Source organism: Sphingomonas sp. BLHR8 (assembly GCF_056821725.1).
Genome location: NZ_JBPDIM010000002.1, coordinates 93629 through 108483 on the forward strand (window position 1 = coordinate 93629; position 14855 = coordinate 108483).

Consider the following 14855-nt stretch of genomic DNA (forward strand, 5'->3'; position numbering starts at 1 on the left):
TCACCCCAGCCGCTTTGCCACCAGCGCCTTCAGATCGACCTGCGCGCGGGGGCCAACCTGGGCGATGATCGCACGGGCGCAGATCGCGCCGGCGGTTAGCGCATCGTGGAGGCTGCGGCCTTCGGCGAGCGCCGACAGCACGCCTGCCGCGAACAGATCACCCGCACCGGTGGTGTCGATGACCTGCTCGATCGGTTCGGCGGGGACGTCGGCGCGCTCGCCGTCGCGGCAGCCGGTCGCGCCATGTTCGCCGTTGGTGGCGATCAGCAGCGGCACTTTCTTCGCAAGCATGGCGACGGCACGGTCATGGTCGGCTTCGCCGGTCAGCGCCTGCGCTTCGGCGGCGTTGGCGAACAGGATGTCGACCTGGCCTTCGTCGATCAGCGCACGGAAATCGTCGCCGTGCCGCGCGATGACAAAGGTGTCGGAAAGGGTGAAGGCGACCTTGGTCCCCGCCTCGCGCGCAACCGAAATCGCGCGACGCATCGCCGCCCGTGGCTCCTGCGGATCCCACAAATAGCCTTCGAGGTAGAGCGCGTCGGCGTTCGCGATCTGCGCTTCGTCGAGCGCGTCGGCGGGGAGGAACTGCGAGGCACCGAGGAACGTGTTCATCGTCCGCTGCCCGTCGGGGGTGACGAGAATCAGGCAACGCGCGGTCGAGGGTTCGCCAGCGCGCGAAGGAGTGGTGAACTCCACTCCCAGCGCGGTGAGGTCGTGGTGGAACACCTGGCCGAGCTGGTCGTCGGCGACCTGACCGACGAAGGCGCATTTGCGCCCGAGTGCGGCCATCGCCGCCAATGTGTTCGCCGCCGACCCGCCCGACATTTCGATGCCGGGGCCCATCGCGTTGTAAAGTTCGCCCGCCTCGGCTTCGTCGATCAGCCGCATCGATCCTTTGGCGAGCCCGCGTCCTTCGATCATCGCGTCGTCGGCGCGAGCGATAACGTCGACGATGGCGTTGCCGATGGCGATGATGTCGGTGCGGCTGGTCACAATGCGCGTCCTTTGGCGGGGGCTGAAGCTCGCGGCGCCCTAGGGGGGGCGCGGGCAGGGCGCAAGCTCGCGCGCCCTTTCCAGCTGCCGTCACCCTGAACTTGTTGCAGGGTCCAGGCGTGGGTGCCCAGCCGCTGGATGCTGAAACACGTCCAGCATGTCGGGGGCAAATGGGAGGGGATGGTCAAGAAAAAGGCCGCCTCGGTCTCCCGAAGCGGCCCTTTCTCACGTCGCGCCTAGCATCAGTTGCCGGTCGGGAAGCCCCGCTTGGCGAGCAGCGCGCGGACGTCGGGGTCGCGGCCGCGGAAGGCGCGATAGGCCTCGGCGCGGTCGGTTTCGTTGCCGGTCGACAGCAGCAGCGTGCGGAACCGGTCCGCCGTCGCCCGGTCGAACGGATTGCCCGCTTCGGTGAACGCCGCCCAGGTGTCGGCGTCCATCGTTTCCGACCACAGGTAGCTGTAATAGCCCGCCGAATAGGCATCGGAGCTGAACAGGTGACCGAACTGCGGCAGGCGGTGGCGCATCACCATCTCCCGCGGCATGCCAAGTTCGCTGAGCGCGGTGCGTTCGAAAGCGGCGATGTCGGTCACCGGGGTCGAACGATTGTGCAGCTGCATGTCGAGGATGGCGCTCGCCAGATATTCGACCGTATCGAAGCCCTGGTTGAACTTGCCGCTGTTGATGATCTTGTCGATCAGCGACTGCGGCATCGGCTGGTCGGTCTGATAATGGCGCGCGAAGCGGCTCAGCACCTGCGGCGTCAGCAACCAGTTCTCGTTCACCTGGCTCGGATATTCGACGAAGTCGCGCGGCACCCCGGCGAGCGCGGGATACTCCACATTCTGCAGCAGATAGTGGATGCCGTGACCGAATTCGTGGAACAAGGTCGATGCATCGTCGAGGCTGATCAGCGTCGGCTGGCCCGCCGCGGCGCGGGTGAAGTTGTTGTTATTGGACGCGATCGTGGTCGACGCCGGCGCCATGCGCTGCTGGTCGCGATAGGTCGTCATCCACGCGCCCGACCGCTTTCCGTCACGCGCGAAATTGTCGAGGTAGAGCACGCCGACATGCGCGCCCGACTGGCGGTTGGTCACCTCGAACGTACGGACATTGGGCTCGAACACCGGGATGGTGCCGGTGTTTTCCTTGAAATCGAGCCCGTAAAGCTCACCCGCCGACCAGAACATCGCATCGACCATGCGATCGAGCTGGAGGTACGGCTTCACCTCGTCTTCGGAGAGGTCGTACTTCTGCTTGCGGACCTTTTCCGCATAGTAGCGATAGTCCCACGGCTCGATGGTGATGCGGGCCGTGCGGTTGGTGCGCGCTTCCTGGTCGGCGATCGCCTGCATGTCGCGCACTTCCTCCGCGACCCGCGCCACCGCCGGACGCCACACGCGCATCATCAGGTCCATGGCGCGGTCGGGCGACTTCGCCATCGTATCCTGCATGCGATATTGCGCGTGGTTCTCGAAGCCCAAGAGCCGCGCGCGCTCCTGCCGCAGCTGGAGAATGCGCGCGATCGTCGCCGAGGTGTTGTTCGCGCCCGGATTGTCGCCGCGCTTCACGAACGCGTTCCACACCTGCTGGCGCAGCGCGCGGTTCTGCGCGAACTGCAGCACCGGCTGCACGCTCGAACGCGTGTTCTTGATCGCCCACTGACCCGTGCGCCCCTGCGCGGTCGCCGCCGCGGCGAGGCTTTCCACGAAAGCCGGTTCGAGGCCAGCAAGCTGCGCGCGGTCGGTGACGAAGGTGTATGTCTGTTCGTCGGCCAGCAGCTTAGCGGAGAAGTCCGCGAACAGCCCGGCGAGCTGGGTGTTGATCTGCGTCAGCTGCGCCTTGCCCGCAGCGTCGAGGTTGGCGCCGTTGCGGACATATTCCTCGTAGCTGCGCTCGACGATGCGACGCTGCTGGGCGTTGAGGCCGAGGCTGTCGCGGCGTTCGTACACCGACTTCACCCGCGCGAACATCGCCGGATCGAGCCGCATTTCATCGAAGAAGGTCGAGAGCTTGGGCTCCCACTCTGCCTCCAGCCGCTGAACTTCGGGGTTGGAGAGGTTGGAGGTCTGCACGCCCCAATAGGCATAGACGCGGTTGAAGGTCTGCCCGGCGCGCATCATCGGCACGAACACATTGTCGAAGGTTGCCGGCGCGGGGTTGTTCTTGATCGCGGCATATTCGGCGCGCATTTCCGCCATCGCACGCTCGAACGCGGCGGGGAAGTCGGCGGTACGCAGGCGGTCCCAGGCGGGGACGCCGCTATACGGGCCGGTCCACCCTTCAGTCAGGACATTGCCTGCGGGGAGCGCGGCGGTCGACGTCGGCGCGGCTACCGGAGCGGTGGTGCTGTCGGCGGTCATCGCGCCATTCTCCATGGTGGCACAGGCAGTGAGCGCGCTGGTCGCGCACAGCAACGCGGCAAGGCTCGCCGCGCGGCGGGTGGTCTTGGGGGGGAACATGGCTTGGTCTCTCCAGTCAGCTGCGGCGCACGTCCTGAGGCTGCCCCTCGCGCCGGTGATCGTATCGTGTGAAACGGTTGTGCCGCGTCGCTCGCGTCGGAGCAAGCAGGAAGGCGCGTCAACCGTTGGTGGTCGGGGGGAGTGCTGCGCCAGTTTCGCTTTCGCGGCACTGAACGACGTCGGACGTTTCCTCCGCAGCGGCGCGCGCCATGCGCTCGAGCGCGAGACGATCGAAGTGACGGTCGATCCCACTGCGAGGCGTGAAACGCGGAAGCCATTCTGGATAGAGGCTCGCCAACCGTCGCGGGAGGCCGCCCGCCCCCTCCCGGCGCAGGATGTCGGTGACGATGGCATTCTGGAAATGACGCATGCTGTAATTGATCATGCGACGGTATTGCAGTCGCCAGCTCGACGGGCGGGTGAGGGTCACCGGCTCGCAGAGAAAGGACGCGGCATCGATCGGCAGCACGCGTCGGTCGTCCCACGCTTCGAGGGTGCCCAGATCGATCTTGGCGAGCGCGCCGACCAGCCCATCGTCGCCAATCAGGTCGTCCGGAAGGCGCACCCGTGCCGCTCGCAATCGCCCCACGAAGGAACCGCGCAGCGCGTAAAGGTCGCCGAAAATACCGTGTTCCTCGCGCAATTCGGCGCGATAATGGGCGCGGCGGCGGCCGTTGCCGGGCATGGCCCCGACGCACAGCAGATGCGCGTCGGCGTCGATTGCGGCGACCATGGCTGGCAGCGAGCCGGGCACAACCTCCGCATCCCCGTCGACGAACAGGAGCACGTCGGGCACCTCGACCAGCGTGTCGTGAACGAAGCGGTTCCAGCTGCGCGACTTGCCGCCCTCCGGCCAGTCGTGAACCCGCACCCGGGGGTAACGCTCGGCGAAGCGCGACGCGATCGCGGCGGTCGCGTCGGTCGAGCCGTTGACGACCACGTCGACGCGCGCATGCGGCGCATCCGCGACGATGCTGGCGAGGCAGCGTTCGATCCGCCGCGCTTCATTATGCGCGAGGACGACGACCCCCACCTGCGTGGTCACGCGGCGAGGTCCTCCGCCTCGGCCTGCTGGCGGTCCCACATTTCGGCATAGACACCCCCCGCCGCGAGCAGCTCGGCATGCTTTCCGCTCTCGCGCACATGGCCGCGGTCGAGCACGAGAATACGGTCGGCGCGCATCACCGTCGACAGCCGGTGCGCGATGACGATCGACGTGCGGTTCTGCGCGATCCGCTCGAGCGTGCCGAGGATGGCGGATTCGGTCCGGCTGTCCAACGCGCTGGTCGCTTCGTCGAGGATCAGCAGCGGCGGGTTCTTGAGGAGGGTGCGGGCGATGGCGACGCGCTGCTTCTCCCCGCCCGACAGCTTGAGCCCGCGTTCGCCGACTTCGGTGGCATATCCCTGCGGCAGGCTTTCGATGAACGCGCCGATCGCCGCGCCATCGGCGGCGGCGCGCACGTCGTCGTCGCTCGCACCGTCGCGGCCGTAGGCGATGTTGTAGCCGATGCTGTCGTTGAACAGCACCGTGTCCTGGGGGACGATGCCGATGCTGCGGCGCAGGCTCGCTTGCGTCACGTCGCGCAAATCCTGTCCGTCGATCAAGATGCGCCCCGACGTCACATCGAAAAAGCGGAACAGCAGCCGCGCGATGGTCGATTTGCCCGAGCCCGACGGCCCGACGATCGCGAGCGTCGTCCCGGCGGGCACGGTGAAGCTCACCCCGTGCAGGATCTCCCGGTCGCTTTCGTAGGCGAAGCGCACGTCCTCGAAGCGCACCTCCGCGCCCGTCACGGTGAGGTCGCGGGCGTCGGGCACATCGGCGATCTCGGGCACCGTATCGGTCAGCGCGAACATCGCCGCCATGTCGACTAGGCCTTGGCGGATTGTGCGATAGACCATGCCGAGGAGGTCGAGCGGACGAAACAGCTGGGCCAGCAGCGTGTTGACCAGCGCGACGTCGCCGACCGAAAACATGCCGCGCGACCAGCCCCATACGGTGAAGCCCATGGCGCCGGCCATCATCGCGTTGGTGATCAGCGACTGGCCGACGTTGAGCCAGGCAAGGCTGTTCTCCGATTTGACCGCGGCGTCGGCATATTTCTGCGCGACCTGACCGTAGCGCGCGACCTCGCGCGGTTCGGCGGAGAAATATTTGACCGTCTCGTAGTTGAGCAGGCTGTCGACCGAGCGCGACACGGTCAGCGTATCGAGCTCGTTCATCTGCGCCCGCAGCGCGTTGCGCCAGTCGGTCACCTTGCGCGTAAAGACGAGATAGATGGCGACCATCACCACCGTCGCCGCCGCCAGCCAGATCGAGAATTTGACGGTGAAGATCACCAGCACCGCGATCAGCTCGAGCAGCGTCGGCGCGATGTTAAACAGGAGGAAATAGAGCATCGTGTCGATGCTCTTGGTACCGCGCTCGATGACCTTGGTGACCTCGCCCGTGCGGCGCGAGAGGTGGAAGCGCAGCGACAACGCGTGGAGGTGCGCGAACACGCTGACGGCGAGGTGGCGGGTGGCGTTCTGCCCCACTCGCTCGAACACAGTGTTGCGCAGATTGTCGAACAGAACGCCGGTGAAGCGCGCCAGCGCATAGGCACCGACCAGCGCGATGGCGAACGCGACCGCCGGCTCCATCCCCGGCGCCATGCGGTTGAGCGCCGCGGCATAGAGGAACCCCATCGACAGCTGCACCGCCTTCGATGCGAGCACCAGCGCGCCGGCGCCGACGATGCGCCCCTGCTGCGCGCGATCGCCACGCGGCCACAGGTAGGGCGCGAACCGCCGCAGCGTCTCCCACATCGGCGGGTCCGCCTGCGCCGGGTCGGAAGGAAGGTTGCGGTGTCGCATCAGCCGCCGGAAATGGTCGGCTCACCCGGAAAGCGCAATGGTCGCGCCGGCAGATCGGCCCGTGACGTTCGCGAATCCCTTGAATCCGCGTTGCGACCTGCCGCGGTCAGGGCATGTCGAACGTCGGGGTGGCGCTCGGCCGTCCCTCGACCCCGACGGTGCGGCGGGGCGGCAGGATGGCGTCGCGTGTTGGCTGCGTTCCGCTCTGCCCTGCACCTGCGGTGTGCGGCCGGCCGTCGACCAGCCGCACTGCGGCCACCACCGTCGCGCGCGCGGTCGGCGCCAGCGTGGTGCGCGTGGCGACTCGCTCCGATGCCTGCGCGGACGTGCTTGCGAACGATCCGCCGAGCGCGAGAGCGACACCCGCGCGCTGAAGGATGTTGCGCGCCATGGCATGCTCAAGCGGGGAGGGCCGATCGCCATCGATGTTGGGGTCGGCGGCGGGCGCAGCCGTCCGGTCCCGCAAAGCGGGCCACGCGCTGAGATTCATGTTCGTTAAGGGCTCCATACCCTGATGACGACCGCCCGATCGGTCGATTTAATCTTTCCGGCACGGCCCCGCAAAAGGGTTGGGCTGGTCGCCGCCGTCGCCGATAGATAAGAATGCCCTGTGTCCGATTTCGTTCCTGTGTCCGATCCGCCTCGCCCGCCGAGCCGCTCGTCGTCCAGCGAGCTTCGGGGCGAGATGGCAGGCGACGATGCCGCGCCACTGGTGCCCGCGGAGCCCGCCTACGCGCGGGTGCTGACCATACAGGGACTGCTGATGATCGCGCCGCTGCTGATCGGCGCGGCGGCGTTCGAATGGCTGCTGGGAAGGGAGCTCGGCCTGCCGCGCGGAGCGGTGCTGGCGCCGATCGCGCTGATGGGGTTGTGGCTCACCATCATCTTTCCGCCGCGGCGGCGTGCGTCGATGGCGCATAGCGTCAACGGCGAGCAGTTGCGCGTGCTGCGTGGTCGCACATGGCAGAGCGACACCATCGTGCCGTTCAACCGCGTGCAGCATATCGACGTGCAGCAGGGTCCGGTCGAGCGTCCGTTCGGACTCGCGCGGCTGATTGTCCACACCGCAGGCAATCTTAACAGCGAAGTGGTCCTCGCCGGGCTGCCGATCGCGCGGGCGCAGGCGCTGCGCGACGCCATCCGGCGGCGGATCGTCACCGAACCGCTGTGAGCGACGGACAGACCCCCACCATCGCTACGCCAACCGCGCCGCGGGGCCGCAGCCGACTCGCGGTGCCGATCGACGTGCCGCAGCGACTGCATCCCGCGAGCCCGCTGATCGACACGATCCGCGCGCTGCCACGCTCGATTTCGGGGTTGTTGCCCGCGCTGGTAGCGATCGGCTGGACCGGACGCGCGCATCTGATCGTGCCGGCGCTGATTGCGGTCGGCCTGTTTGCCGCAGGGGCGGCCTTGATCCGCTTTCGCCGCTTTCGCTGGACGGTCGGCGTCGACGCAGTGGCGATCGACAGCGGCGTGTTTGCGCGCCAGCACCGTACCATCCCCTATGAGCGGCTGCAGGATCTGCACATCGAACAGCGCGCGCTCGACCGACTGTTCGGCCTCGCCGTAGTTCGCTTCGACACGGGCGGCGGGGCGGGGTCGGAGGCGACGCTCGACAGCATCGACGCAGGTCTTGCCGATGCGTTGCGCGCCCAATTGCGCAGCGCCCGCGCGGCTGCGCTGCCCGCCGTCGGACACCATGTCAACACGCCGGGCGAGGACGCGCGCCCGCTCTACGCCATGAGCAGCGGGCGGGTGCTGCTGTCGGGGCTGTTCGCGATCAGCTTCACCTTTGTCGCCATCGCCGCGGGTGTGCTGCAGTCGATCGACGGGTTCCTCCCCGACCGCTGGTTCGAGGCTTATGTTCCCGACGGCGCGGCGCTCAACCGCTGGTTCAGCGCCGCCAGCTGGGTGCTGCTGCCGCTGGCGGCGGCCGCGGCGCTGGCGGTGGGGCTGGTCTCGGGCGTGCTTCGGTCGGTGCTGACCAATTACGGCTTCACGCTCGACCGCGTTGCGCGCGGGCTGCGGCGGCGGCGCGGGCTGATCACCCGAAGCGACGTCACCATCCCGTTGATGCGCGTGCAGGGCGCGCGGCTGTCGGCGGGAATCGTCGAGCGGCGGCTCGGCTACGCGCGCCTGGCGCTGCGAAGCCTCGGCGGACAGGTCAAATCGTCGGGCGAGGAGGGCGGCGACATTGCCGAGCGTCACGGCCAGGATGTCGCCCCCTTCGCGACACTGGCGGAAGTCGATGCCATCCTCGGCGAGCTCGATCTCGACCGCGCAGGGTTCGAGGAGGGCGCGCGCGAAGGCTGGCACCACCCGCCGCTGCGCGCGCTGCTGCTGACACCGGTGCTGCTGGCGACGGTGGCGGTAACGCTCGTCATCGCGGCGATGTTCGTGCCCGAAGTCGCGCAAACACCGATGCGCATCGTGTCGCTGCTCTTCGCCGCGAGCGCCGCGTTGATGGGTTTTTCGTCGGCGGTCGAAGCGCGCACAACTGGCTGGCGCATCGTCGGCAACGTGCTGCATCTGGTGCACGGCTGGCTCGATCGCACGCACCAGATCGTGCCGCTGCGGTCGGTGCATAGTGCCGAAATCCGCCGCGGCCCCATCGACCGCGCGCTCGGCTTTGCGCGCATCGCGCTCGGCGTGCCGGGGCCGGTCGGCGCCGACGATGTCGAGTTGATCGGACTGCGTGCCGGCGAAGCCGCCGCGGTGCGCGCGGCGCTGCTGCGATGAGCGCCGCCCCCGCCCCCGATTTCGCGCGCTCCGGCCCGACGCGTGATGAGGCACCTGCTGCCCTCGGCGTCGTGCGCTCGGTCAGCGGGCAGCGCTGGCGTTGGCGCGACGGCGGGGAAGGGGCGACCGACCGACCCGACGACCTCGTCAGCCGCATCCTGCTCGCGCGCGGGGCGCTGGCGCACGCGCTCGACGACTGGAAGACGCCGACCATACGCAGCTTCATGCCCGACCCGGCGGAATTCGACGACATGGAAGCGGCGGCGGAGCGGCTCGCTCACGCCGTGTGGCGTAGGGAGCGGGTGTGCATCTTCGGCGATTACGACGTCGACGGCGCGACCTCCGCCGCGCTGCTGATCCGGCTGCTGCGGCAACTGGGTGTGAGCGCCGACGCGTACATCCCCGACCGGCTGCTCGAAGGTTATGGCCCGTCGGCGGAGGCGCTGGTGGCGCTGAAGGCGCGGGGCTACGACCTCGTCGTCACCGTCGACTGCGGCGCGCAGGCGTTCGAGGCGCTGGCTGCGGCGCGTGACGTGGGCCTCGAGGTGGTGGTGGTCGACCATCATCAATGTTCGACCGAGCTCCCGCACGCGCATGCGCTGGTCAATCCCAACCGCCTCGACGGCGGCGCGGTGGCTCGCGCGCACGGTCACCTTGCCGCGGTCGGCGTCGCCTTTCTTCTCGGCGCGGCGCTGGTGCGGCGACTGCGTAGCGAGGGGTTTTTCGCGGACCGGCCCGCGCCCGATCTGATGAGCCTGCTCGACCTCGTTGCGCTGGGGACGGTCGCCGACGTCGCCCGGCTGACCGGCCTCAACCGCGCGTTCGTGGCGCAGGGGCTGAAAGTCATGGCGCGGCGGCAGAACATCGGCCTCGCCGCGCTCGCCGACGCATCGCGCATGTCCGGCGCGCCGGGCGCGCACGAGCTGGGCTTTGCGCTGGGCCCGCGCATCAACGCCGGCGGGCGGGTCGGCGCGGCGGACCTCGGCGTCAGGCTGCTCACCACCGAAGACCTCGCCGAAGCGCGCACCATCGCCGCCGAACTCGACCGGCTGAACGAGGAGCGGCGCGCGGTCGAGGCCGGTGTGCTAGACGAAGCGCACGCCGCCGCGACGCTGTGCGCCAACGCCTCGGTCGCGGTCGTCGCGGGGGCGGGCTGGCACCCCGGCGTCATCGGCATCGTCGCCGGACGCCTCAAGGAAAAGCTTGGCCTGCCCGCCATTGTCGTCGCGCTAGGGGAAGACGGCACCGGCAAGGGATCGGGCCGCTCGATCGCCGGGGTCGATCTCGGCAAGGCGGTGATTGCCGCGCGCGACGAAGGGCTGCTGCTCGCGGGCGGCGGGCACGCCATGGCGGCGGGGCTGACGGTGGCGCCGGGCGGGGTCGCGCCGCTCACCGACTATCTGTGCGAACGGGTCGGCGAAGACGTGCGCGTCGCCTGCACCAACCGAGCGCTGTCGCTGGACGCGCTGCTCGCCCCGCGCGGGGTGTGTGGCGCCTTTGCCGAAGCGATCGCGGCGGGCGGCCCTTACGGCCATGGCTGGCCGCAGGTGCGCGTCGCCGCCGGCCCGGTGCGGGTGATCAAGGTCGATGTGGTGGGGTCGAGCGGCGACCACCTGCGCATCGTTGCGGGCGGCGACGATGGCGGATCGTTCAAGGCGGTCGCCTTCCGCGCTGTCGACACGCCGCTCGGGCAGGCGCTGCTCGGCGCGCGGCCGGGCAGCCGCTGGTGGCTCGCGGGACGGATCAAGCGCGACGACTGGGGCGGCGGTGACCGCGCCGAAATGCACCTCGACGACGCCGCCAGCGCAGATTGAGGCGGTTTACGCGGGCGCTTGCCCCGGGGCGCCTGCCCGCTATGCCGGGGGCATGACCGTCGCCGTTCTCTCTGCGCTGATCCGCCCGCTCGTCGAAGGGCGGCTGCCCGAAGGCATCGACGTGCGCTGGTTCGCCTCCAAGGAGGAGGCGTTCGCGCTCGCGCCAGAGGCGGAGATCGGCTGGTTCGACATGTACGACAAGGCCGACATGGCGGAGGCGGTGCGACGGGCGACCAAGCTGAAATGGCTCAACAGCATCTACGCCGGGGTCGACGGCATGCCGCTCGACCTGCTGCGCGAGCGCGGCACGGTGGTCACCAATGGCGTCGGCATCAACGCGCTGACCATCGCCGAATATGTGGTGATGGCCATGTTGGTGATGGCCAAGGGTTATCGCGAGGTCGCGCGCGCGCAGGACGCCCGCGAATGGCTGCTCGACGCGCCGGGCAAGATCGAACTCGCCGGAAGCCGCGCGCTGCTGCTCGGCGCCGGGGCGATCGGCGGCCTCGTGCGCGATCGGCTGGAAGCCTTCGAGGTCGACGTCACCTGCGTCCGCCGCTCGCCCGCCGCCGCGGGCGAGATCGGACCCGACGCGTGGCGCGAACGGCTTCCGCAGACCGACTGGCTCATCCTCGCCGTCCCCGCGACCGCCGACACCGAGCGCATGATCGGCGCGGCCGAGCTCGCCGCGCTGCCGCCCACCGCGCACCTCATCAACATCGCGCGCGGGAGCGTGGTCGATCAGGCGGCGCTGACTCAGGCGCTGATCGACAAACGTCTCGCCGGCGCGTGGCTCGACGTTACCGACCCCGAGCCGCTGCCCGCCGACGACCCGCTGTGGGCGATGGCAAACGTGCACCTTTCGATGCACCTCTCGGGCCGCTCGCAGACGAAGATGTTCGAGCGCTCGGCGGCGCGGTTCCTCGACAATCTCGCGCGCTGGCAGCGGGGCGAGCCGGTCGGCCCCCAAGTCGACCTGTCCGCGGGCTATTGATGGCAAACCCGCTCGATCCCTGGCCCGACAGCATCCGCGCGGGCGAGTGCGACGCGCTGTCGCCGCGCGTTCGCCGCGTGCTCGCGCCCAACCCGTCGGCCTACACCTACACCGGCACGCAGAGCTTCATCGTCGGCGCGAGGAATGACGTCGCGGTGATCGATCCCGGCCCCGCGGGCGGCGGCGCGGCGGGGCATGCCGACACCAACGGCGAAGGCCATGTCGAGGCGATGCTGCGCGCGATTGACGGCAAGCGGGTGCGCGCGATCCTCGTCACCCACACCCACCGCGATCACAGCCCCGCCTCACGCGCGCTCAAGGCCGCGACGGGGGCGCCGATCGTCGGCTGCGCGCCGCTGCCCCCGCGCGACTGGGGCGAACATGGCGATGCCGCGTTCGACCCCGACTATGCGCCCGACCAGGTGCTTAGCGAAGGCGAGGGCATTGGCGGCGAGGGCTGGACGCTGACCGCGCTGGCGACGCCGGGGCACACCAGCAACCACCTCTGTTTTGCGCTCGAGGAGGAGCAGGCGCTGTTCAGTGGCGATCATGTCATGAAATGGTCGACCAGCGTCGTCAGCCCGCCCGACGGCGACATGGGCGCCTACATCGCCAGCCTCGAGAAGCTCTACGCCCGCGAAGACGAGATTTACTACCCCGCGCACGGGCCGGCGGTGGACAAGCCGCGCCAGCTGGTGCGCGGCATGATCGGTCACCGGAAAAGTCGCGAGGCGCAGATTTTGCGCCAGCTCGGCGAGTCCGCCGGGACCATCCCGACGCTGGTCGCGGCCATGTACAAGGGCCTCGACCCCCGCCTCACCGGCGCCGCGGGGCGATCGGTGCTGGCGCACCTTATCGACCTCGAACGCCGTGGTTTGGTGCGCGAGGACGGGGAGCTGTGGCGGCTGGCTTGACAGGCCTCGGCGAGAGGTCGCTGTCCCCCCCCCCCTGTCGTGCTGAACTTGCTTCAGCATCCCCAGGCGAAGCCCGGCATGGACCCTGAAACAAGTTCAGGGTGAAGATCAGTGAGAGGAGAGGTCATGCACGGGGGAACGCCCCCCTCTCGACCCCGCGCGTGACCGGCCCCATATAGGCGGTGATGAGCAACACCCGCCTCGACCGTTACCCCGACCGCACTCCGACCCGGCCCCGCCGCAGTGGCGGCGGGCTACTGCTCGCTTTGCTGGCGATCGGCACGCTCGCGGCGCTGATGCTGTTCGGCTCGACTCTGTGGGAGCGGCTGCACCGCGGCCCGCGGCCCGAAACGGTGGTGGCTTCGAGCCTGCTGGCGGTGCGTGAGCAGGCGGTGATTACGCCGTTCGTGGCGAGCTTTGTGACCGTGCCGACCTCCACGCAGCGGCGGTTCGGCATCACCACCACGCAACGCACCACGATCCTTCCCGCGACCGTCGCTTATGAAGTCGATCTCGCCAATCTGCGCCGCGAGGATGTGAGATGGGACGCGGAGGGCCGGATGCTGCACGTCACTCTGCCGCCGCTGCGGCTGGGCAGGCCCAACTTCGACCTCAGCCGTCGCCGGATCTATGAGGATGGCGAATGGCTGGGCGCGATCACCGGCGACAACAACACGCTCGACGACGCCAACAATGCTGCGGCGGCGCGGGACATCATCGTGCAGGCGCAAGGCGATGTGCCGATGCGGTTGGCGCATGACGCGGCACGGCGGGTGGTCGGGCAGATGTTCGAAGTGCCGCTGAAGGCCGCCGGCCTCGACGCTCGGGTGCAGGTCGCGGTGTCGTCGCCGCCGGTCCCCCCCGCGCGATGAAACGCGAGAAGCTGATCGTCGTCGCCATCGTGGCGGTCGGGCTGCTTTATGGCATCGGCCTCGCGTTGAAGCCCGAGCCGCTCGAGCGCGAGGAAATGCGCGCGCGGGAGGCGGCGCGCGCCACCCAAAGCGCAGCTGCGCGTTAGGGCGGCAAAGGAGAGCTCACCGAATGAACATGATCCCCCGCGAAAGTCTGGTCGGCGTGGACCTGCGCGCGGAGATCGACCGTCTGCGCAAGGAGCGCAACGCGGTCATTCTCGGCCATTATTATCAGAAGCCCGAGATTCAGGACCTCGCCGATTTCGTCGGCGACAGCCTCGAACTGTCGCGCAAGGCGGCGGAGACCGACGCGGAGGTCATCGCCTTCTGCGGGGTCAAGTTCATGGCCGAGACGGCGAAGATCCTGTCGCCCGAGAAAATCGTCGTGCTGCCCGACATGGACGCGGGCTGCAGCCTCGAGGACAGCTGCCCGCCCGAGCAGTTCGCCCGCTTCCGCGAAGCGCACCCCGACCACATCGCGCTCACCTACATCAACTGTTCGGCGGAAGTGAAGGCGCTCTCCGACGTCATCGTCACCAGTTCGAGCGCGGAGACGATCCTCAGCCAGATCCCGCCCGAGCAGAAGATCATCTTCGGCCCCGACCGGCACTTGGGCGGCTATCTCAACCGAAAATTCGGACGCGACATGCTGTTGTGGCCGGGGGTCTGTATCGTGCACGAGGCGTTCAGCGAAACCGAGCTGATGAAGCTCAAGGCGCAGCACCCGGGCGCGCCGGTCGCCGCGCATCCCGAATGCCCTCCGCACATCATCGACCACGCGGATTACGTCGGATCGACCAGCGGCATTCTGCAGTTCGCCAAGACGATGGGCGGCGACACGCTGATCGTCGCGACCGAACCGCACATCATCCACCAGATGGAAAAGGCGGTGCCCGAAAAGCGCTTCATCGGCGCGCCGGGCGCGGACGGGAACTGCAATTGCAACATTTGCCCGTACATGGCGCTCAACACCGTCGAGAAGCTGTACTTCGCGCTGCGCGATTTGCAGCCGCGGATCGAGCTTGACGAGCGCGTCGCCGCAGGCGCGCGACGCAGTCTCGAACGGATGCTGTCGATGGCGTCGGGCACGGTCGGGCTGGGCGATCTCGGCGCATTCAACCGGCCCGAATTCATGCCCGACCGGACCCGCTCCGGCGTGGCGGGGTGACGTT

The 14855-nt window shown here is 68.8% G+C and carries 13 protein-coding genes; 8 read left to right on the plus strand and 5 right to left on the minus strand.

What is annotated here, in order from left to right:
• The 5 genes from ACRYJK_RS10450 to ACRYJK_RS10470 all read right to left on the minus strand — a co-directional run bounded on the left by ACRYJK_RS10450 (position 1) and on the right by ACRYJK_RS10470 (position 6798).
• Positions 1-996: an adenosine kinase gene (locus tag ACRYJK_RS10450; protein WP_482667748.1), complete on the minus strand. Its 996-nt coding sequence runs from the start codon at positions 994-996 to the stop codon at positions 1-3.
• Positions 997-1235: 239 nt separating this feature from the next.
• Positions 1236-3452, minus strand: a complete 2217-nt coding sequence (locus tag ACRYJK_RS10455; RefSeq protein ID WP_482667530.1) for a M3 family metallopeptidase — start codon at positions 3450-3452, stop codon at positions 1236-1238.
• Between the two features lie 118 nt (positions 3453-3570).
• The gene (locus ACRYJK_RS10460) at positions 3571-4497 is read right to left on the minus strand and encodes a glycosyltransferase family 2 protein (RefSeq protein WP_482667531.1); all 927 of its coding nucleotides are present in this window, start codon (positions 4495-4497) and stop codon (positions 3571-3573) included.
• A complete protein-coding gene (locus tag ACRYJK_RS10465) occupies positions 4494-6308 on the minus strand; it encodes an ABCB family ABC transporter ATP-binding protein/permease (protein WP_482667532.1) in 1815 nt (604 codons plus the stop codon). The genes ACRYJK_RS10460 and ACRYJK_RS10465 overlap by 4 nt, the downstream gene beginning before the upstream one ends.
• Positions 6309-6414: 106 nt before the next feature.
• Positions 6415-6798 carry a hypothetical protein gene (locus tag ACRYJK_RS10470; protein WP_482667533.1) on the minus strand — a complete coding sequence of 128 codons (384 nt, stop codon included), beginning with the start codon at positions 6796-6798 and terminating at the stop codon, positions 6415-6417.
• Between the two features lie 195 nt (positions 6799-6993).
• On the opposite strand from ACRYJK_RS10470, the gene ACRYJK_RS10475 reads away from it, so the two are divergent.
• The 8 genes from ACRYJK_RS10475 (at position 6994) to nadA (ending at position 14851) form a co-directional block, all read left to right on the plus strand.
• The gene (locus ACRYJK_RS10475; RefSeq protein ID WP_482667534.1) at positions 6994-7479 is read left to right on the plus strand and encodes a PH domain-containing protein; all 486 of its coding nucleotides are present in this window, start codon (positions 6994-6996) and stop codon (positions 7477-7479) included.
• On the plus strand, positions 7476-9050 hold the full coding sequence (locus ACRYJK_RS10480) for a PH domain-containing protein (RefSeq protein ID WP_482667535.1): 1575 nt from the start codon (positions 7476-7478) through the stop codon (positions 9048-9050). The genes ACRYJK_RS10475 and ACRYJK_RS10480 overlap by 4 nt, the downstream gene beginning before the upstream one ends.
• Positions 9047-10864 carry a single-stranded-DNA-specific exonuclease RecJ gene (gene recJ, locus ACRYJK_RS10485; protein WP_482667536.1) on the plus strand — a complete coding sequence of 606 codons (1818 nt, stop codon included), beginning with the start codon at positions 9047-9049 and terminating at the stop codon, positions 10862-10864. The genes ACRYJK_RS10480 and recJ overlap by 4 nt, the downstream gene beginning before the upstream one ends.
• 52 nt (positions 10865-10916) lie before the next feature.
• Positions 10917-11858: a D-2-hydroxyacid dehydrogenase gene (locus ACRYJK_RS10490; protein WP_482667537.1), complete on the plus strand. Its 942-nt coding sequence runs from the start codon at positions 10917-10919 to the stop codon at positions 11856-11858.
• Positions 11858-12772 (plus strand): MBL fold metallo-hydrolase, encoded by a 915-nt coding sequence (locus ACRYJK_RS10495; protein ID WP_482667538.1) that lies wholly within the window; start codon positions 11858-11860, stop codon positions 12770-12772. The genes ACRYJK_RS10490 and ACRYJK_RS10495 overlap by 1 nt, the downstream gene beginning before the upstream one ends.
• A gap of 185 nt (positions 12773-12957) precedes the next feature.
• Positions 12958-13644: a DUF4230 domain-containing protein gene (locus tag ACRYJK_RS10500; RefSeq protein ID WP_482667539.1), complete on the plus strand. Its 687-nt coding sequence runs from the start codon at positions 12958-12960 to the stop codon at positions 13642-13644.
• Positions 13641-13790 (plus strand): hypothetical protein, encoded by a 150-nt coding sequence (locus ACRYJK_RS10505; protein WP_482667540.1) that lies wholly within the window; start codon positions 13641-13643, stop codon positions 13788-13790. The genes ACRYJK_RS10500 and ACRYJK_RS10505 overlap by 4 nt, the downstream gene beginning before the upstream one ends.
• Positions 13791-13819: 29 nt before the next feature.
• Positions 13820-14851, plus strand: a complete 1032-nt coding sequence (nadA, locus tag ACRYJK_RS10510) for a quinolinate synthase NadA (RefSeq protein ID WP_482667749.1) — start codon at positions 13820-13822, stop codon at positions 14849-14851.
• Positions 14852-14855 lie beyond the last annotated feature (4 nt).